The 18,935-nt window shown below is 72.9% G+C and carries 20 protein-coding genes; 7 read left to right on the forward strand and 13 right to left on the reverse strand.

Annotated elements, in window-relative coordinates:
• Window positions 1-10 precede the first annotated feature (10 nt).
• The 4 genes from pgm to ACFC09_RS31075 all read right to left on the reverse strand — a co-directional run bounded on the left by pgm (window position 11) and on the right by ACFC09_RS31075 (window position 3,972).
• On the reverse strand, window positions 11-1,651 hold the full coding sequence (gene pgm, locus ACFC09_RS31060; RefSeq protein ID WP_376533672.1) for a phosphoglucomutase (alpha-D-glucose-1,6-bisphosphate-dependent): 1,641 nt from the start codon (window positions 1,649-1,651) through the stop codon (window positions 11-13).
• 100 nt (window positions 1,652-1,751) lie between these two features.
• A complete protein-coding gene (locus ACFC09_RS31065) occupies window positions 1,752-2,576 on the reverse strand; it encodes a DUF427 domain-containing protein (protein WP_376533673.1) in 825 nt (274 codons plus the stop codon).
• A 193-nt stretch (window positions 2,577-2,769) separates the two neighbouring features.
• Window positions 2,770-3,315 (reverse strand): AAA family ATPase, encoded by a 546-nt coding sequence (locus ACFC09_RS31070; protein ID WP_376533736.1) that lies wholly within the window; start codon window positions 3,313-3,315, stop codon window positions 2,770-2,772.
• A gap of 42 nt (window positions 3,316-3,357) precedes the next feature.
• Window positions 3,358-3,972, reverse strand: a complete 615-nt coding sequence (locus tag ACFC09_RS31075) for an O-methyltransferase (RefSeq protein WP_376533674.1) — start codon at window positions 3,970-3,972, stop codon at window positions 3,358-3,360.
• Between the two features lie 189 nt (window positions 3,973-4,161).
• Between ACFC09_RS31075 and ACFC09_RS31080 the strand changes: the two genes are divergently transcribed.
• From ACFC09_RS31080 to ACFC09_RS31090, 3 genes are all read left to right on the forward strand, one after another.
• Entirely contained in the window at window positions 4,162-4,440 is a 279-nt protein-coding gene (locus ACFC09_RS31080; RefSeq protein ID WP_376533675.1) for a polyprenyl synthetase, read from the forward strand.
• The gene (locus ACFC09_RS31085) at window positions 4,430-5,485 is read left to right on the forward strand and encodes a polyprenyl synthetase family protein (protein WP_376533737.1); all 1,056 of its coding nucleotides are present in this window, start codon (window positions 4,430-4,432) and stop codon (window positions 5,483-5,485) included. Before ACFC09_RS31080 ends, ACFC09_RS31085 begins: the two co-directional genes overlap by 11 nt.
• A gap of 179 nt (window positions 5,486-5,664) precedes the next feature.
• Window positions 5,665-6,825, forward strand: a complete 1,161-nt coding sequence (locus ACFC09_RS31090; protein WP_376533676.1) for an oxygenase MpaB family protein — start codon at window positions 5,665-5,667, stop codon at window positions 6,823-6,825.
• A 46-nt stretch (window positions 6,826-6,871) separates the two neighbouring features.
• Here the strand turns inward: ACFC09_RS31090 and ACFC09_RS31095 are convergent, their stop codons facing one another.
• Window positions 6,872-7,981, reverse strand: coding sequence for a GNAT family N-acetyltransferase (locus ACFC09_RS31095; RefSeq protein ID WP_376533677.1), 1,110 nt, complete (start codon window positions 7,979-7,981; stop codon window positions 6,872-6,874).
• A gap of 432 nt (window positions 7,982-8,413) precedes the next feature.
• Here ACFC09_RS31095 and ACFC09_RS31100 point away from each other — a divergent pair, with 432 nt between their 5' ends.
• The 3 genes from ACFC09_RS31100 (at window position 8,414) to ACFC09_RS31110 (ending at window position 11,233) form a co-directional block, all read left to right on the forward strand.
• Window positions 8,414-9,106: an alpha/beta fold hydrolase gene (locus ACFC09_RS31100; RefSeq protein ID WP_376533678.1), complete on the forward strand. Its 693-nt coding sequence runs from the start codon at window positions 8,414-8,416 to the stop codon at window positions 9,104-9,106.
• A 165-nt stretch (window positions 9,107-9,271) separates the two neighbouring features.
• Complete coding sequence (locus ACFC09_RS31105) at window positions 9,272-10,249, forward strand: hypothetical protein (protein ID WP_376533679.1); 978 nt, start codon at window positions 9,272-9,274, stop codon at window positions 10,247-10,249.
• A 75-nt stretch (window positions 10,250-10,324) separates the two neighbouring features.
• A complete protein-coding gene (locus ACFC09_RS31110; RefSeq protein WP_376533680.1) occupies window positions 10,325-11,233 on the forward strand; it encodes a PfkB family carbohydrate kinase in 909 nt (302 codons plus the stop codon).
• 77 nt (window positions 11,234-11,310) lie between these two features.
• On the opposite strand, the gene ACFC09_RS31115 is transcribed toward ACFC09_RS31110, so the two are convergent.
• From ACFC09_RS31115 to ACFC09_RS31135, 5 genes are all read right to left on the reverse strand, one after another.
• Window positions 11,311-12,549: a cytochrome P450 gene (locus ACFC09_RS31115; protein ID WP_376533681.1), complete on the reverse strand. Its 1,239-nt coding sequence runs from the start codon at window positions 12,547-12,549 to the stop codon at window positions 11,311-11,313.
• Between the two features lie 48 nt (window positions 12,550-12,597).
• A complete protein-coding gene (locus tag ACFC09_RS31120; RefSeq protein ID WP_376533682.1) occupies window positions 12,598-13,989 on the reverse strand; it encodes an NAD(P)/FAD-dependent oxidoreductase in 1,392 nt (463 codons plus the stop codon).
• Window positions 13,979-14,224 (reverse strand): ferredoxin, encoded by a 246-nt coding sequence (locus ACFC09_RS31125; RefSeq protein ID WP_376533683.1) that lies wholly within the window; start codon window positions 14,222-14,224, stop codon window positions 13,979-13,981. The genes ACFC09_RS31120 and ACFC09_RS31125 overlap by 11 nt, the downstream gene beginning before the upstream one ends.
• Window positions 14,225-14,439: 215 nt before the next feature.
• Window positions 14,440-15,117 (reverse strand): hypothetical protein, encoded by a 678-nt coding sequence (locus ACFC09_RS31130; protein ID WP_376533684.1) that lies wholly within the window; start codon window positions 15,115-15,117, stop codon window positions 14,440-14,442.
• Window positions 15,118-15,275: 158 nt separating this feature from the next.
• Window positions 15,276-15,674: a cold-shock protein gene (locus ACFC09_RS31135; protein WP_376533685.1), complete on the reverse strand. Its 399-nt coding sequence runs from the start codon at window positions 15,672-15,674 to the stop codon at window positions 15,276-15,278.
• 229 nt (window positions 15,675-15,903) lie between these two features.
• Between ACFC09_RS31135 and ACFC09_RS31140 the strand changes: the two genes are divergently transcribed.
• Window positions 15,904-16,125 carry a twin-arginine translocase TatA/TatE family subunit gene (locus ACFC09_RS31140; RefSeq protein ID WP_376533686.1) on the forward strand — a complete coding sequence of 74 codons (222 nt, stop codon included), beginning with the start codon at window positions 15,904-15,906 and terminating at the stop codon, window positions 16,123-16,125.
• A 29-nt stretch (window positions 16,126-16,154) separates the two neighbouring features.
• Here the strand turns inward: ACFC09_RS31140 and ACFC09_RS31145 are convergent, their stop codons facing one another.
• From ACFC09_RS31145 to ACFC09_RS31155, 3 genes are all read right to left on the reverse strand, one after another.
• Window positions 16,155-16,850, reverse strand: coding sequence for a lytic transglycosylase domain-containing protein (locus tag ACFC09_RS31145; protein WP_376533687.1), 696 nt, complete (start codon window positions 16,848-16,850; stop codon window positions 16,155-16,157).
• Between the two features lie 171 nt (window positions 16,851-17,021).
• Window positions 17,022-18,236: a TerD family protein gene (locus ACFC09_RS31150; protein ID WP_376533688.1), complete on the reverse strand. Its 1,215-nt coding sequence runs from the start codon at window positions 18,234-18,236 to the stop codon at window positions 17,022-17,024.
• 106 nt (window positions 18,237-18,342) lie between these two features.
• Window positions 18,343-18,927 carry a TerD family protein gene (locus tag ACFC09_RS31155; protein WP_376533689.1) on the reverse strand — a complete coding sequence of 195 codons (585 nt, stop codon included), beginning with the start codon at window positions 18,925-18,927 and terminating at the stop codon, window positions 18,343-18,345.
• Window positions 18,928-18,935 lie beyond the last annotated feature (8 nt).

Genomic DNA, 18,935 nt, shown 5'->3' on the forward strand with positions numbered 1-18,935 from the left:
GCGCGGTCGCTCAGCCCTTCAGCGCGGCCAGGACCACCGCTTTGGCCTCCTCCTGGACCTGGTGGAGGTGGTCCGGCCCGCGGAAGGACTCGGCGTAGACCTTGTAGACGTCCTCGGTGCCCGAGGGCCGGGCCGCGAACCAGGCGTGCTCGGTGGCCACCTTGATGCCGCCGATGGCGGCGCCGTTGCCCGGGGCCTCGGTGAGGACGGCGGTCACGGGCTCCCCGGCCAGGGTCTCGGCGGTGACCTGTGCCGGGGAGAGCTTCGCCAGGAGGGCCTTCTCCTCGCGGGAGGCGGGCGCGTCGACACGGGCGTACGCGGGCTCGCCGAAGCGGGCGGTGAGCCCGGCGTAGTGCTCGGAGGGCGTGTGACCGGTGACGGCCGTGATCTCGGAGGCGAGGAGGGCCAGGAGGATGCCGTCCTTGTCCGTCGTCCACACCGAACCGTCCCGGCGCAGGAACGACGCGCCCGCCGACTCCTCGCCGCCGAAGCCGAGCGTTCCGTCGGAGAGCCCGTCCACGAACCACTTGAACCCGACCGGAACCTCGACCAGTCGGCGGCCGAGGTCGGCGGCGACCCGGTCGATCATCGAGGACGACACCAGCGTCTTGCCGATCCCCGTGCCCGCGGGCCACTGCGGGCGGTGGCCGTAGAGGTAGGAGATGGCGACGGCGAGATAGTGGTTGGGGTTCATCAGCCCCGCGTCCGGTGTGACGATGCCGTGCCGGTCGGCGTCGGCGTCGTTGCCGGTGGCGATGTCGAAGCGGTCCCGCTGTGCGATGAGCGAGGCCATCGCGTACGGCGACGAGCAGTCCATCCGGATCTGGCCGTCCCAGTCCAGCGTCATGAACCGCCAGGTGGGATCGGTGTACGGATTGACCACCGTCAGATCGAGCCGGTGCTCCTCGGCGATCCGGCCCCAGTAGGCGACCGACGCGCCGCCCAGCGGATCGGCGCCGATCCGCACACCGGCCGCCCGGATCGCGTCCAGGTCCAGCACGCTCGGCAGGTCGGCGACATAGCGGCCGAGGAAGTCGTGGCGCCCGGTGGTGTCCGCGGCGAGCGCCCGGACGTAGGAGATCCGCCGTACGTCCTTCAGGCCGCCCGCGATGATCTGGTTGGCGCGGTCCTGGATCCAGGCCGTCGCGTCGGAGGCGGCGGGGCCGCCGCTGGGCGGGTTGTACTTGAAGCCGCCGTCGGCGGGCGGGTTGTGCGAGGGAGTGATCACCACTCCGTCGGCGAGGCCCGAGGAGCGGCCCCGGTTGTGGGTGAGGATCGCGTGCGAGACGGCCGGTGTGGGGGTGTAGCCGTCCGCGTCGTCGATCAGCACGCGCACGCCGCCCGCCGCGAACACCTCCAGCGCGGTGACCTTCGCGGGCTCCGACAGCGCGTGGGTGTCGGCGCCGAGGAACAGGGGACCGGTCACGCCCTGGCTGTCGCGGTACTCGCAGATCGCCTGGCTGGTGGCGGCGATGTGGTCCTCGTTGAACGCGGTCGCCAAGGACGACCCGCGGTGTCCCGAGGTCCCGAACGCCACCCGCTGGGCGGGCTCGGCAGGGTCGGGGTGCAGCGCGTAGTACGCCGTGACCAGCCGGGCCACGTCGACCAGGTCCTCGGGCCGGGCCGGCGTGCCCGCTCGCTCGTGCGGCATGGGTCCGTTCCTCCGCGTCGTTGATCCATCGCTCGGCGTCCCATTCTTTCCTCCCCGCGGCCCGGGTCCGCGAGCGGCCCCCCGTCCGGGGCGCGGCGCCTCAGGGGGCTCGGTCCGCGGACCGTGCCGACAGCGCCGCGCCGAAGTGCGTGTCGGGGCGGGCCAGACGCTCGCCGTCCACGGTGATGTCGACGGCCTCGTTGTAGAAGGCGAGCAGGCCCTTGACCGCCGCGACCGCCGCGAGGGGCTCGGGATAGCTCCAGACGATGTCCGCCGGGATGTCGGCCCCGCCCCGCCAGGACCAGTACTCGGCGGTGCCCTTGTACGGGCACGCCGTGCTGTGGCTGGTGGAGCGGAGCAGGTCGAGGCGGACGTCCTCGCGGGGGATGTAGTAGCGGGTCGGCAGGCCCGTCTCGAAGAGCAGGACCGGGTGCCGGGTGTCGGCCACGACCGTGCCGTCGATCTCGACCAGGACGTGCCTGCCGCTGGGCAGGGCGTCCACCCGTTTGTACGGGTCGCGGGGGTGGACGAAGATCTCTTCCTCCTCCTCGTACCAGTGGTCCAGGCCCCGGCCGGTGCGCGCGGACCACTCGAAGGCCAGGTGGCCGGCCAGGTCGGCGGCCGGGAAGGTCCAGGCCGCGTTCTCCAGCCACTCGCCGTCGACGCGGAGGTCGTAGAAGATCCGCGAACCGGTGTGGGTGCCGGTGCGGGGGTGCTGGGCCGGGCGCAGCAGATCCGCGCGGACCTCCTCGCGCGGGAAGGCGTACAGCGGCACGGGCACGCCGGGCTCCCACACGAGCACAGGGTGCCGGCTGTCGACGACGGTGACGCCCTTCGTACGGCCCCGCACCCAGCGTCCGCTGGGCTCCCAGCCCAGGCCCTCGGGCGTGACACGGACCGGTGCGGCGGTGCGGCGTGTGCTCATGTCCCGTTCCCTTCGGAGTGACTGCGGATCGCCGGTGGATTCGCCTCGGACCCTCCCGGCAGCCGACTCCGGCAGCGTACGACGGCCCGCGCCCCGCGGCCGGGCGAGGCGCCGGTGCCGGGGCACGGCAACGGCTGGGCCCCCCGGATGCCGCGGACCGCGACCGGGCCGCGCGCGACGCACGGCGGAGCCGTCAGCGGTCCCGCGCCGGCAGTCCCGCGAGGCCGGTGTCCAGCATGACGCGGTCGACGGTCGCGGTCAGGGTGCTGTCGGCGCCGACGACCGTCTCGACGCCGCCGGGCAGGAGGTCCGACGGCCGGTACCACTCGCGCAGCCGGTCCGCGTCGACCTCGTCGGCGATCGGTTTGCCGGCGTGCCGGGCGAGGGTCTCCTCCAACGGCACGTCGAGGTAGTAGCCGTGGGTCCGGCCCCGGTGGTCGGCGCGCAGCCGGGCGAGCATGTCGCCGTAGTGGTCGGCGTAGAGGATGCCCTCCACCACCACGTGGTAGCCGGCGTCCAGGGCGTAGCGGGCCGTCAGGTCGATCAGGCCGATGTTCGCCGCGCCGGGCCGGTCGTGTTCGCGCAGGACGACGCGGCGCAGGTTGTCCTGGCCGACCAGGGCCAGGCCGCGGCCGAACCGGTCCCGCAGACCCGCCGCGACCGACGACTTGCCGGAGGCGCTGTTGCCGCGCAGCACGATCAGCCGGGTCTCCGCAGTGCCCACCCTCACGGCCGTCAGGTTACCCGGCTCCGGCCCCCGCGCCGACCGCCCGGACGGACGTCAGCCGTCCTCGCCGTCAGCACGCCGCACGGCGACCAGCGCGCTCAGGTCGGCCGCGAGCGGCAGTTCGACGGTGCGCAGCGCCGGATGGGCCAGCCAGTGCAGCCGTGCGGTGTCGGGCCGGCCGCCGTGGGTGGGCGGCCACGACCGGGAAGGGGTGAAGTCGTCGACGACCAGCACCCCGCCGGGCTCCAGCAGCCGCCGCGGGTCGGCGACGCCGTCCGCCTTCGCCTGGCCGCCGCCGTCGAGCACCAGGAGATCGTAGGGACCGTGCTCGTACACCGCGGTCCAGTCCGCGCACAGCACGCGCACCCGGGGCAGACCGGCGAACACCTCGGCGGCCACCCGCGCCCGCACCGGGTCCCGTTCGACGCTGACCAACTCCACGTGCGGTCCGGCGCCTTCGGCCAGCCAGGCGAGACCCACCCCGCACCCGGTCCCGGTCTCCGCGATCCGCCCGCGGGCTCCGGCCGCCAGCACCTGGAGCAGCCGTCCCTGTTCGGGCCGGCAGGAGAACCCGAAGCCGTGCGCGCGGGCGGCCCGCACGGCCCGTTCGACGAGATCCGGCAGTGGTCCGCGGCAGGCGCGGTAGGCGGCGGTGCCCTCCATCGACATGGCTCCAGTCTCCCCCGCTCCGGGAACCTGCTCCCGGTCCGGCCAGGCCACTCCGGAGTTTTCGTACACACGTACGCGGTGCTCACTCGTTGGTGAGTTCGGCCGCCCGCGACCGGCCGGACGGGGCGACGCTGGGCGGGGGTGGCGCACGACCGGCGCCGCCCCGGTGGCCTTCGGGCGGGGAGGGACATGACGCGCGAGTCTGGGCAGGGCGGGGCACTGGACCGGCAGGCGGTGCTGCTGGCCGCGGGACTGGCCGATCTGGCGGTGAGCACCCTGGGTTCGGCCGTGGGGACGGTGCGCGGGCTGCTGCGCCGCTCGGACGCGGCGGAGCTGGCGTCGGACGCGGAACGGGAGCTGGCGGCACGCGGCCGGCTGGCCCTCGACCGGTACGCGGTCGTCCCGCCGGCCCACCTGGAGGTGCTGGCCCGGCATGTCGTGGCCCGACAGGCCCGTAATGGCGGGTGACCGCTACGAGCCGGCCGCGTTCAAGGCCCGGGTCGACGAGGTGCTCACGCGGTTCGTGGCACAGGAGACGGACCAACTGCTCGCCATCGACGCCGACCTGGGCCCGGTCGCCGAGCAGGTGGAGGCCGCGGTCGCGGACGGCAAACGGCTGCGGTCGGCCTTCTGCTACTGGGGATGGCGGGCCGTCGGCCAGCCCGACAGCGAAGCGCTGCTGCGGGCCGCGGCCTCCATGGAACTCGTGCACGCGGCGGCCGTGGTGCACGACGACCTCATCGACGACAGTCCGCTGCGGCACGGCCGACCGACCGCCCATGTGGCCCTGCGGGAGGCGTTGCGCAGACGGCCGCGGGCGGCGAGCGCGGCCCGCTCGCTGGCGATGCTGGTGGGCGACCTGCTGATGTCGCTGGCCGGGCAGTTGTTCGCGACCAGCGGGCTGCCCGCCGCGTATCTGGCGCGGGCCCGCCCCTTGTGGGCGGCGCTGGCTCGTGACCTGGTCGCCGGTGAGTGCCTGGAGATCCTGCGCACCGGGTCCGCGCCGGACACGTCGGCCTCGCTGAAGGTGATCCGGTACAAGACGGCCAAGTACACCGTGGAGCAGCCGCTGCTGATCGGCGGCGCGCTGGCCGGTGCCTCGCGCCGACTGCGCGAGGACTACTCGGCGTACGGGGTGCCGCTGGGCGAGGCGTTCCAGTTGCGGGACGACCTGCTCGGCCTGTTCGGCGATCCCGCCCGTACCGGCAAGGCCAGCGCGGACGACCTGCGGGCGAGCCGGCCGACGGCGGTGCTGGCCGAGGCGTGGCGGCTCGCTGACGAGGCCGAGCGCGCGCAGTTGCGTTCCGCGCTGGGCCGGCGCGGAGCGGACGCCGACCGGCTGCGGTCGGTGCGCGAGGTGATGGACCGGCTGAAGGCGCCCGCCCGCGTCGAGAGCATGATCGGTGCCCGGGTCGAGGAGGCCGTCCGCGCCGTGCACGACATGGACGTCCCGGACCATGCCGCCGACGCCCTGACCGTCCTGGCGCACACCGCGACGGTACGCCGGCACTGACCGCCCGCCCCGGGCGGCCCGCCCGATCCCTGGTTGCCGGAACCGGTCCGTACGGGACCGGTTCCCCCAGGGCCGATTCCTCCAGCGCCCCTTCCCCCAGCCCCCGTACCCCAGGACCGATTCGCCCAGGACCGGTACGTGAAGGACCAGTACGTCCCGGTGAGACAAGGAGTTCTGCGATGACCTACACCGAGACGTCGATCCACGCGCTGCGGCACCGCGGCGACGAACTCGCCGACGCCACCGTGGCCGCACTCTTCGAGCGCGGGGAGGTCGGAAAGTTCAACACCCTGATGCGGTACGTCTCCACAGCCGGTGCCCCGCTGCCCGACGGACTGCCCGAGGCGGCCCGCGAGTACCTGGCGGCGACGAGCGCCCCGCCGGACTGGGTGGACTGGGCGGAGATGGAGAAGGCGCGGCTGTTCTTCATCGACAACAACGTCCACATCTCCACCGCGCTGTCCTTCGCCGCCATGCCCGCCTGCTACGTCGTCCCTCGGGTGGCCCGGCTGCTGTCGGCGACCCATTCGCTGCGCTACCCGTCCAAACGGATGGCGGAGACCGGGCAGTTCACGGTCTACCTCATGCAGCCCGACGCGTTCGAGGCCGGCAGCCGGTTCATCCCTGCGGCCCAGAAGGTCCGCCTGCTGCACGCGTCCATCCGCCACCACCTGAAGCGCGAGGACCGCTGGGACGTCGCGGAGTGGGGGACGCCGATCTGTCAGGAGGACATGATCGGCGGGCAGATGTTCTTCTCCCTGGTGGTCCTGGACAGCCTGCACCGGCTGGGCATCCACATGAACCCGGAGGGCGCGGAGGCGTACTTCTACGCCTGGCGCGTGGTCGGCGCGATCCTCGGCGTCGACCAGGACGCCGTACCGAAGAACCTCACCGAGGCCCGCGCGTTCCTGGACCTGTACATGGTCACCCACATGGGGCCGTCCGAGGAGGGCGCCGAGCTGACCCGGCAGTTGATCGACCTGTACGAGGAGGTCGTGCCCGGCACCTTCTTCGACCCGATCGTCTCCGCCCTGATCCGCTACCTCGTCGGCGACACCTGCGCCGACTGGCTGGACGTGCCGCGCACCCCCTGGGACACGGTCGTCAGGACGGCCCCCCACCTGCTCGGCGTCCTGGAGGCCATCGAGGACCGCTCCCCGCTCGGCGCGTGGGCCCTGGACCGGCTCGGCCATCTCACCACCGTCTTCGAGCTGTCGTCCCTCACCCGCGGTCGCGTCATGCACTACGCCATCCCGGAACAGCTGAAGAAGGACTACGGCGTCTCCACCAGCCCGCGCCGCAGCCGGCGCTGGACCCCGCCGGCCCCCACACTGGGCTGAACCCGGCCCCGGGCGCGCGGGGAGGACGGGAGCGCCGGCCGGCGGATCAGGAAGCGTAGGGACGCCCGGGGCCCGCGCTGCGGGACGTGCGCAGTGCGCCGGCCGTCCTCAACAGCCGGTCGGCCGGGGCGCGCAGCGCGGGATGGGCCAGGACGGTGTTCCGCAGGCCGCGCACCGGCCGGCGCCACAGCCGGTGGACCGCCGCCACCGGGTGCGGGCGGGTGGCGAACCCCTCCCCCACCCGCAGCTCACGGGTCTTGAGCCAGTCCTTGTACTCCTTGTCCCCGCGCCCCAGGTCCACGAGCGTCACCCCGTGCCGGCCCGCCGCCTCGGTGGTGCGCAGATGCATCATCAGGCCCGGCGAGTAGTACTGGAGGTCGGGGTCGTAGGCGGTGAACCAGGCCGCCAGCACCGTGCTCGACCGCGGTCCGAAGTGCGCCGCCACCGGCCGGTCGCCGGCGTAGAGCACGGACAGCACCCCGGTGAAGTGCTCCTCACGGACCTCGAACAGGTGCTCCGTCAGGTCGACGATCCACGGCCGCGCGAACCGGTCCATGCGTCCCGTCCTGCGGTACTGGGCGGATTTCCAGCGCATGAGCAGCCGTAGCATCCGGGGATCGCGCTCGTCGAAGACGAACCGCACCTCGCCCACGTCGCGACCGATGCGGCGTTCCTTCTTCAGCGTCGTCCTGGCCAGCGACGGGTAGGCGCCGCGCAGCCACTCCGGATAGCCGCCGTCACCGGATTTCACATCGATCACCGGTGAGGCGAACACTCCGGTCACGTGCGCGGCGAACGGCCGCTGCTCCTCGACGAGGTGGTCGAACTCGAAGAGGGAGAGACCGCAGGCGCGCAGCAGCTCGCGGGTGTCCCAGGAGACACCGGGCCGGTGCACGAGCGCCTGGCGGTCGGACAGGCCGAGGCCGATCGCCCGGCCGACGCCGAGGGCGGTGCGCTCGTAGGGCAGGAACCCCACGGGTCGGCCGTCCTCGTGCAGCACAGCCACCCGCGCGCCACCGCGGTGCCGGCCGATCCCCAGCGCGAACTCGGGTGCCAGGAAGGGATTGGCGTACTCGGGTGATTCGTCCATCGCCCGGTGCCAGGAGCCCATGTGGGCGGCGGTCAGCTCCTCGGGTCTGTGGATGGTGATGTCCACCTCAGCTCGACCGTCCTTCCGCGGGCTGCGCGCAGGACGTTCCGGTCCCGTACCGGGCTGACAGAACGTGTGTGCCGTCCGGTTCACGGCTCATGGCTCGCATCGTCGACCTTCCCCCCTGTGACGCGGTGGCCGCGTCCCGCCGCCACCGTGCGTCTCGGCCGGCGCTGCCCGTCCCCGGCCGTCGGCCCGTGCCGGTTTCCGCGTCGTTGCATGAGCGTCAAACGTCGCGAAACACCACGCACACTGTCAAGGGCGCCTGAAGCAGCGGAAGTCAGCGGAGCGCGTCCCGGGGCGCCGGGACGGTGACGCCCGCGCCGCAGACGGAGGCCGTCGGCGCCGCCGTTCCCGGTCCCGGCGTCGGTCCGGTGACAGGATCGGCGGAACCCGGCGCCCAGGATCGTGGCGAACCGGGCCGGAAGGGACATGCCGATGAAGCTGCACACCCGTGAGTGGGGCGACGGCGACCGGGTCGCCGTACTGGTCCACGGGATCATGGCGGACCACAGGACCTGGCGCCGTGTCGGTCCGGCGCTGGCCGACAGGGGCTACCGGGTGGTCGCGGTGGACCTGCGCGGCCACGGCGCGAGCGCACGGGGCGAGTACGGCGCCGACAGCTGGACCGACGACCTGGTCGACACCCTTCCGGCCGCTCCCGAGCTGGCGATCGGGCATTCACTGGGGGCGATGGCGCTGGCCGGCGCCGTCGAACGGCTCGTTCCGGCCCGCGCCGTCTACTGCGACCCGGCCTGGGAGATGAGGCCGGCGGCCGGGGCCGGGGCGGCGCGGTTCACCGCCTTCAAGCACGCCACCCGGGAGGTGATCTCCGGCCTCAACCCGCGCTGGGAGGAGGCCGACGTGGAGGTGGAACTGGCCACACTCGCGGACTGGGATCCCACGACCGCGTACGCGATCGCCGACGTGTACGCGGTCAGCCGGACCCCGGCGCGTGCCGTGGTGCCCTCGCTGGTGCTGGCGGCCGACCCCAGCTCCCTCGTCACCGCCGCCCTGCAGGGGCAGTTGACGCGGCGTGGCTTCGAGGTGCGGACGGTCAGCGGGGCCGGCCACACCCTTCACCGCGACGACTTCGACGGCTTCATGGCGGCGCTGAACGGCTGGGTCTGAGGGCGGTCCAGGCGTCACCCGGGCGCGTGGCAAGCAGCCGACCCGCATGGGCCGCTCGGGCGACATTCCGGCCACGGCTGCCGCCGCCCGGGACGACCGCCGCCATCTTGGTGTCGCGCCGCGCCGCACGCCGGTGCCACCCGCTCCGCCCGAAGAGAGGTACCCATGCCCCGACTCCCCCGCCTGGCCGGTGTCGCCGCGGCCGCGGTCGGCCTCAGCGTGCTCACGTCGGCTCCCGCGGTGAGCGGCGAGCCGCTGATGTCGGCTCCGCGGGTCGTCGCCCATTTCGACCTGGCCGCCGGTCAGACGCCGGAGAACATCGCGCTGGAGCCGGACGGCTCGGCCGATCTGACCTTCGCGTCCGCCCGGCAGGTCGCCAACGTCACCCCGCAGGGCCGCACCCGGGTAGTGGCCACCCTGCCCGCCGAGGCCCACCCGGACACGCCCGTCGTGCACGACGCCCTGGTCTTCGGTATCGCCCGCGCCCAGGACGGCACGCTGTACGTCACCTACGCCACCGGGACCGGCAGGACCGGCGTCTGGCGCATCGGCCGGGACGGCTCCGCGCCCCGGCAGATCGCCCGGCTGCCCACCGACGGGCTGCCCAACGGCCTCGCCCTGGACGAGCGGCGGGGCGTGCTCTACGCGGCCGACTCGGTGCTGGGCACGGTGTGGCGCATTCCGCGGGACGGCGGCACGCCCACTGCCTGGGCCAGGGCGTCCGCGCTGCGGCCGGCCTCCGCCCGCCGGACGGACGGCTTCGGGGCCAACGGGGTCAAGGTGCACCGCGACGCCGTGTGGGTGTCCAATTCCGACCGCGGGACGCTGCTGCGCATCCCGGTCCGGGCGGACGGTTCGGCGGGCGCGATCGAGACCCGGGCGACCGGTCTTGACGGGATCGACGACTTCGCCTTCCCCGGGCCCGGTACGACCGTCTTCGCGGCGCTGTCCGAGAGCAACCGGGTCGCTCTGGTCCGCCCGGACGGCACCCACTCGGTCGTGCTCGTGCAGCGTGACGGCCTGTCCGACCCGACCTCCGTGGCCGTGCGCGGGCGCACCGTCTACGTGCCCGGCGCCGCCCGCTCCACCCGCAAGGACCCGAACCTGCTCGTCGCCCAGTTGCGCCGGCACTTCAGCAGGTAGCGGGCGCACCCCGTAGCGGGCCGGGCACGTTCGTACACTGATCGTCTGGCGCCACGGCGGGAGGAGAGCCGGCGGATGGAACACGGCACACGGCGGCGTCCCGCGGGGCTGTTCGTCGGCCTGTGCACCCTGGACGTGGTCCAGTTGGTGGACCGGGTGCCCGGACCCGACGAGAAACTGACGGCCCTCGACCAGACGGTGGCCGCCGGCGGGCCCGCCGCCAACGCAGCCGCCGTCTTCGGCCATCTGGGCGGCCGGGCCGGACTGCTCACCGGGCTCGGCCGCCATCCGCTGGCACTGACGGCCGCGGCCGATCTGGCGGCCCTGGGGGTGACGGTGGACGACCTGGCGGGTGACACGGCGGAGCCGCCCACGGTCTCGTCGGTCCTGGTGACCGCCGCGACCGGCAGGCGGGCGGTCGCCTCCACCAACGCCTCCCGCCACCGGCTGGTCGCGCCGGACGACCTTGACGTCCTGGTGGCCGACCGCGACGTCGTGGAACTCGACGGTCACCACATGGAGGTGGCGATCGCCGTCGCACGGGCGGCGCGTGCCGCGGGCCGTCCCACCGTGCTGGACGGCGGCAGTTGGAAGGAGGGCACGCAGACCCTGCTGTCCTTCGTCGACGTGGCGGTCTGCTCGGCCGACTTCCGGCCGCCGGGCGCGACGACGCCCGCTTCGACGCTGGCGTACCTGCATGAGCAGGGGGTGACCTGGGCCGCCGTCAGCAGGGGCGCGGAGCCTCTCATCTGGTCGGGTCCCGACGGGGAGGGCCTGGTCGAGGTGGGGCCGACGGCGGTGGTGGACACCCTCGGCGCGGGCGACTTCCTGCACGGGGCGTTCGCCTACCACTGGGCGTCGGCCGGGCGGGACGGCGAACGGGACCGCGCCGGTCACTTCGCCGTGGCCCTGACGCGGGCCGCGGAGGTGGCGTCGCGGTCGTGCACGGCGTTCGGTACCCGTTCCTGGATGTTCAGGACGTGAGGTGTCCGCCGTGGCGGACCGGCTCCTCGTGGCTGGGCCCGCCGGGATCGGTGATCGTCCCCGTGGTGCGCCGCCGGTCAGGGCCGCAGGTCGTCGAAGCTGACGTCCAGGTGGCGGGGGCCGCGCAGCAGTGCGTTCTCCCGGTAGGGCGGCGGGTCCTCGACGAGGCGGGGGTTGTCCAGGCGGCGGGCCAGTTCCGACAGCGCGATCTGGGTCTCCATCCGGGCCAGCGGCGCGCCGAAGCAGCTGTGGATGCCGCTGCCGAAACCGAGGTGCTGGAGGTCCCCGCGGTCGGGGTCGAACCGGTCGGGCTCGTGGAAGCGCTCCGGGTCGCGGTTGCCCGCGGCGAGGACGAGCCAGATGCGTGAGCCCCTCGGGACGGTCACTCCGCGCACGTCGACGTCCGCGATGCTGGTGCGCTGGGTGACGAACTGCACGGGGGGTTCGTAGCGCAGCAGTTCCTCCACGATCCTGGCGGCCAGGCCGGGGTCGTCGCGCAGCCGGTGCAGGTACTCGGGGTGGCGCAGCAGGGTGAGCATGCCGTTGGTGATCAGGTTCACCGTGGTCTCGTGGCCCGCGATGAGCAGCAGCACCGAGGTGCTGAGCACCTCCATCATCGTCATGGCGCCGTCCTCGCCGTGGCTGGTCACCAGGTCGGAGAGCATGTCGTCGTGGGGGTCCTTGGCGCGCTGCTCGACCAGTCCGGCCAGGTACATGCCGAGCTGGACCCGCGCTTCCTGCGCCGCCCTGCACTGGTCGGCGTTCTCCTGCGCGTGGAGGGCCGGGTCCAGGCTCGCGACGATCGGGTCGACCCAGGTGCGAAAGCGCGGTTCGTCCTCGCGCGGGACGCCGAGCAGCCGGCAGATCACGGTCACCGGGAACGGGTAGGCGAACTGGTCGACCAGGTCGATCCGGCGGGCGTCCCCGAAACCGTCGATCAGGTCGGTCACGATCTCCAGGAGTTCGTCGCGCATGGAGTCCAGCCGCCGCGGGCGGTGCGGCGGGCCGAAGGAGCTGTTGGCGATCCGCCGCAGCCGGTCGTGTTCCGGCGGGTCGAGCCGGATGAAGCTCGGCGGCAGTCCCGCCGCCTCCGGCCCGGTCGGTTGGTCGTCGCCGATCGCGGCGAGGTTGGTGGCGTCGGAGCTGATGCGCGGATCGTGCAGGAGGCTCTCGATGTCGTAGTACCCGCTGATGACGTACGGGCCGCCCTCTTCCTCGTGCAGGACCGGGGTCTTGCGCAGTTCCTCGTACAGCGGGTAGGGGTCGGCGCGGTTGGCGTAATCGGTGATCTGGCGCAGGAGCGAGGCGTGCGTCATGACGGGTCCTTCGGGCGTGGGGGGGTCGAGGGCGGCGGCCGGGGTCCGTCAGTGCCGGGCCGGGGTGAAGACCAGCCGCCGGTCCGACGGTGAGTAGCCGGTGAGGGTGACGGTCGGGCCGTGCGTCGGCAGGGACGGATCGGGGAAGTCGGCCGGGACCGGTCTGCGGCCCTCGGGCCGGCGGTCGACGGTCGGGAACTCCACCGGGAACGGCGCGCCCTCCTCGATCATCCGCTGGTAGAACTCCAGCCACCGGGTGTTGTCGAAGCTGACGGCGGCGATGATCCGGCCCTGGTGGCCGTAGACACCGACGAACCGGCGTTCGGCGAGCGAACCCTGCGTGATCATGATCTCCTCGCCCATCGGCGGCACGCCGACCGACTTGATGCTCACGCCGAACTGGGACGACCAGAACGCGGGCACCCACAGGTGCGGCCGTCGGTCCGCGCCGTGGCTGATCATGTTGTGCGCGGCGACCTCGGCCTGGGCGACGGCGTTGCCCCAGTGTTCGAGGGAGAGGAACTGGTAGCCGAAGAGGGCGTGCGGGGAGCGGGCGACGTCACCGGCCACGAAGACGTCGTCGGTGACGATGCCCCGGAAGTCGAAGGCGCGGCAGCCCGCGTCGCAGGCGATGCCCCGCGGGCCCGCGGCGAGCCCCGATCCGGTGAGCCAGTCCGTGTTCCGGATCGCGCCGAGCGAGACGATCACGACGTCCGTCTCGATGACGCTCCCGTCGGAGAGGTGCGCGGCGCGCACCCTGCCCACCGAGTCGCCTTGCAGGGCGGTGACGGTGACGCCGGTGCGCAGGTCGACGCCGTTCTCCCGGTGCAGGTCGGCGGCGACGGCGCCGATCACCCCGCCGAGGGCGCCCACCAGGGGTCCACCGGCTCGTTCCGCCACGGTGACCGGAATGTCCATCTCCCGGCAGGCGGAGGCGACTTCCGAACCGGAGAAACCGGCGCCGATGACGAAGACCCGGCGCGGGCCGGCCTTCAGCCGGCGGTAGAGGTTGGCCGCGTCGTCCCGGGTACGCAGCAGGAAGACGCCGTCCAGGGATGCCTCGGACCTGTCGGGCCAGGGTCGGGCCCGGACGCCGGTCGTGATCAGCAGCCGGTCGTACTCGACCTCGTCCCCGTCCGCCAGCCGGACCTTCTTGGCGGTCAGGTCGAGGCCGGTCGCCGCGACGCCGAGGCGCCACTTCGCATCGATCTCCAGGCGCCTGGGCAACTCGGTGTGGTGCGCGGAGGCCATGCCGAGCAGGACCGCCTTGGACAGCGGCGGCCGGTCGTAGGGGTCGTGGGGCTCGTCACCGATCATGGTGAGCGACCCGGCGAAGCCCTCGGCGCGCAGCGTCTCGGCGGCCCGCAGGCCGGCCAGTGAGGCGCCGACGACGACGATCCGGCCCTCGCGGCGGAGCCATTCGATGTAGTCAGCGGCCATGGGTCGTCTCCTGGGCAGAACCGCCGGGCCGGTCCGGGTGGCCGTCCATGCCGTCGGCCGTGATCGCCTGTACGGGGCAGGCAGCGACGGCCCGCGCGACTCGTTCGCGCTGTTCCTCTTCGGCCCGCGGGTCGTAGATGAGCGACTCCTCGCCGTGCATGACGAAGACGTCCGGTGCGAGGAACGCGCACTGGGCGTATCCCTGACACTTGTTGAGATCGACGACAAGCCTCATCAGCGCTCGGCCCTCCGGCGGCCAGGTCCGTCGCGCCCCGCCCGCTCGGCGGCCACTTCCGGACGGCGGTCTCCCCTCGCCAGGATGGGAGCGGCGGGGCGGGCCCCGCCCGTCGGCGCGGACCGATCGGGTGAGGGACGCGGCCGGACGCCCCCGGGCGGTACGGCTGCGGCCCTGAGGGGCGTGCGGGTCACGGGACCACGGCCGCGTACCGGTCAGGCCCCCGCCGTCGGGGCCAGGGGTGGGCGGTCGCCGACGACGAGGATGTGGACGCTGACGACCAGCGCCCATGCCGGGAACACCAGCTCGGCCCAGGGGACGTTCGAGGAGACGAAGGCCAGGGTGAGGGTGGTGAGGAAGCCCAGCAGGGTCAGCCACCGCGGCAGGACCCCGAACCGGTGGCCCATCACCGACAGGGAGCAGGTGAAGACGGCCGCCATGCGCATCGCGTATCCGGTCATCAGGGTGTACGCCAGGTGGCGGCCGAAGTCCCAGGTCGGCAGTCCCGGGGGCGGACCGTGGGTGTGCGCGGTGGCCAGTACCGCTTGGGCCGCCGCTGCCGCCGCGAACAGGGTGGCGACGAAGACGAGGCCGCTGCCGATGAAGACGGTGGCGACGAACCGGTCCTCGGCCTCGCCCACGTAGCTGCGTACGACGCCGACGAACCACAGGAAGAAGATCCCGGCGAAGGGTACGAGGACGAGCGCCGCGTGCACCGCGTCGCGCCGCGTGGTGTCGGCGAAACCGGCGGCGGTGACCGCCTCGGCGCCTTCGGGGATGCCGAGCCGGATGAGCACCATGGCCGCGCCGAGCAGCAGCGCGAAGACGATCCCCGCGACGCCGGCGGCCCGTGGGGTCCGCAGCACCGGCTTGCCCGACGCCGTCGTCTGCATCCGCGGCTCGCTTCCTGTCCGGCGGCTGATGCCACCAGCAAGCCGCTTCGCGAGCCCCGGCGCCACCGGAGGACACCCGAACGGAACCGCCGCGGGTGAGTCCTACGGAGTCGCCGGGGCGGCTGCCGCCCCGGCGTCCGTCCTGGCCGGCCGGAGGATCAGTCCTCGGTCCAGCCGTGCTTCTTGGCGAACGAAAGGAACTCGCGGCGGATCTGCACGATCTGCTGACCCGTCAGGGTCGGCGCCGCCTGGAGCAGGAGTTCCGTGATCTCGTTGGTGAACTCGACCGTCTGCAGGACGTCGCAGAGCGAGTCGTCACCGGCGGCCCCCGCGGAGCCGATCCGTGCGCTCGCTCCCGGTGCCAGCCGGATGAACGACGCCTTGGGGCCGCGCTCCCCCTCCTCGATCTCGAACTCGACCTCAAGTCCGGTACGCACCATGGACTCGGCGATCTTGAGGTCGTTCACGTGCAGAAAGACGTCCTCGTCCCCGTGATCCGGAGAGATGAACCCATATCCGCGAGCGCTGTCGAACCTCACCACACGACCTGTTGCCACACCAACCCCCAAACAACCCGGGCCACCTGCCCGAAATGAATCGACCCGCGATTTTAGCAGTCACCCCGGGCTCCGTCACGGGGCCGGTGACGGCCGGCGGGCTTCGCGGCCGGCGGGCGGGCTTGTCGAGGGGTCTCCCTCCGGGGGAGACTTCTACAGCAGTGTAGATTGCCGAGTGTCGCCGGTGCGCCGTGCCGGTCGGCTCCGCCACCGGGAAAGGGCTTCTCTGATGTTCGGCTTGAGCGAATTGGCCGTGATCCTCATCGTCGTCATCGTGGTCCTGGGCATCAAGAAGCTGCCCGAGCTGACACGCTCGGCGGGCAAGGCGGCGCGGATCTTCAAGAGCGAGGCCAAGGCGCTCAGGGAGACCGACCCGCCGAACGGCTCGTCCGCCGCCGGCACCGTGATCACCGGCAGGGTGGTCGACCGGGACGGCACACCCCGTAGCTGACGGGCGCCCCGGCATCCGGTCGCCCGGGGTCAGGCGCCGACCGCCCGGCCCGCCTTGTCCCAGTTGGCGTGGAGCTTGTCGAGGTAGGACCGGGCCTGGCTGCCCGGAGACGTGCCCCGGGCGAAGGCCAGCATGTTGCTCGCGCCGGTGTTGTATCCGAGGGCCAGCAGTTCGTCCCTGTCGTAGGAGGCGGGCCACTGCGCGGGGAGCTGGGCGCCCAGGTCGTGCAGGTACCACGCCTCGGACTCGATGGCGAGGTCCCGGTCGTCGGGCAGTTCCTCCCACCGGCGGCCGGCGAAGTCGCGGCCCTTCTTGACCTCGTCGAAGGTGGCGCGGTGCATGTTCGCGATCCCGAAGGCGGCGTCCGGTTTCATCTTCTGCCAGGCCCGCTCAAAGCTCGGGTCGTGGGGCTTGTACGCCTCGTTGTAGAGGACCGCCATCAGCAACTGCGCGCCGACCCCCGTGCGCCGGGCCCAGTCCCGGACCTGGGAGGCGTAGTCGGCGGGGTCATAGGTGGACGCGGCCACCGGGGACTCGGGGGCGGTGGGCCGACCGGCCTGGGTGACCGAGGAGGAGACCGACGGCCCCGGCGACGGCGGGGAATCGCCCTGCGATGCCTCGCCCTGCGGAGTGTTGGCCGCGCGCACGATGACGTACACCGCGAGGGCGAAGACCACCACGGCCAGCAGCCAGCGCAGGCGCCTCGGCCCTCGGGCATCGGACATGTCCCGTCCTTCCTCGTGTCCCTCCCGCGACCAGCGTCCTTGTGCCTCACCTGGGCCTGGGGCCAGGTGAGGCGGCGCCGGGCGGTCCCGGCCGTACCCCGCGACGGCGTGCTGCCGCGGGGTACGGCCGGTCACTTCTCATGGCATCCGGTCACTCTTCGCCGATGCCGGTCACTCCTCGTAGTAATTGTTGACCACTACGTCCGGTTCGTCGTCGGAGAACGCCTCGTTCAGCAGGGCGCCGCCGACCAGGCCCGCGGCGCCCGCGCCGATGAGCGCGCCGGTGCCGAAACGACGGCCGCCCTGCTGGTGCTGGTCGTCGTGCGGAGCCGGGTAGCCCTGCTGCGGATAACCCTGCTGCACGGGGCCCGGTTGCGGATACCCCTGCGGCACGGGTGCCTGTTGCGGATACCCCTGTTGCACGGGTGCCTGTTGCGGATACCCCTGCTGCATCGGCTGCGGATATCCCGGCTGGGGCGGTGTGTAGAACGGCGGCGCCGTGGTCTGCACGCGCTGCGCGCAACCGCCGCACGCCTGGACCGGGCGCGGCACGCCCCACTGCGGGGACCAGCTCACCGTCATCGCACCGGGGCCGTGGTCGGGGTCGAAGAAGCAGGTCACGGAGGAACTCCCTGGGGATGACACGGGGTACGTCGGTGCGGGCGCGGAGACGACGGTCGGCGGCGGTGCCATGGAGGCGGGCGGTGATCCGTACGCAGCCGGGGGCGGGGCGGGGGCCGCCGCGCCCGCCGGGGGCGGGGCGGGGACGGAAGGCGCCGGGGCGAAGGGCACCGGGTCCGGCTCCGGCTGCGGCTCCGGCTCGCGCAGGACGTCCACGCCGTAGTCGGTGGCGATGCCCGTGAGCCCGGACGCGTACCCCTGGCCGACCGCGCGGAACTTCCACTCCGCGCCCTGCCGGTACAACTCGCCGAAGACCAGCGCGGTCTCGTTCGACAGGCCGCCCGCGGCGAGGTCGTAGCGGGCCAGTTCGGCGCCGCCGTGCTGGTCGAGGACGCGGATGTGCGCCCGGTGGACCTGTGCGAAGGACTGGCCGCGGGCCACGCCCTCGTAGAGGGAGACCGGGAAGACGATCTTCACCACGTCCGCCGGGACGCGGTCGAGGTCGACCTGGATCTGCTGGTCGTCCGGGCCCGCCGGGCGGCCGCCACCGGAGTGGCGGACCGAACCGTCCGGGCTGCTCAGGTTGTTGAAGAAGACGAAGTGTTCATCGGACAGTGCCTTGCCCGAGGCGTCGCACAGGAGCGCGCTGGCGTCCAGGTCGTAACCCGTCTTCGCCTGCCAGCCCAGGCCGACCGTCACCGCGGTCAGGCCGGGGGCCTGCCGGCCCAGTGCCACATTGCCGCCCTTGGTCAGGGGCACACTCATGCATGTCCTCCGCTACTGCTCCGCGTCCCGCGTCCATCGTGATCAACGGGCGTCGGACCCATACAGTTCCCCGATTGCGCAATGGATGAATAACGCCATGCCCGGCTCACAGGTGTTCGACGATCGCGGGCAGCAGGTCCTGGAAGGTGCGGCCGGCCGCGGGCTCGCCGATGGCCTGCAACTGCCAGCCACCCGTCCCGCGGTGCAGCTTGGCCATGATCTGCGCGGTGTACGAGCCGCCGCCGCTGAGCGTGTACCGGGCCAGTTCCTGTCCGGTGTTCTCGTCGACCAGGCGGCAGAACGCGTTCTGCACCTCGGCGAAGGTCTGTCCGGTGAACGAGTTGACCGTGAACACGATCTGGTCGACGTGCCCGGGGACCCGGTCGAGGTCGACGAGGATGACCTCGTCGTCGTCGCCGGCGCCGCTGCCGCCGGTGAGGTTGTCACCGAGGTGCCGTACGGATCCGTCGTCGCTGGTCAGGTGCTGGAAGAAGGCGACATCGGCGAGTTGCCGACCGCCGAAGAGCAGCGCCGAGGCGTCCAGGTCGATGTCCCGGGAGCCGGCCAGCTTGGCCAGGAAGCCCTTGCGCTGGGCGCCCTGCCAGCCGAGACCCATCCGGACGGCGGTCAGCGCGCTGCCGTCGGACTTGCTCAGACTGATCTGCTGGCCCTTGCTCAAATTGACCGACATGCGTCGTC

It is taken from the genome of Streptomyces sp. NPDC056161, assembly GCF_042268025.1.
Classification (GTDB): Bacteria; Actinomycetota; Actinomycetes; order Streptomycetales; family Streptomycetaceae; genus Streptomyces.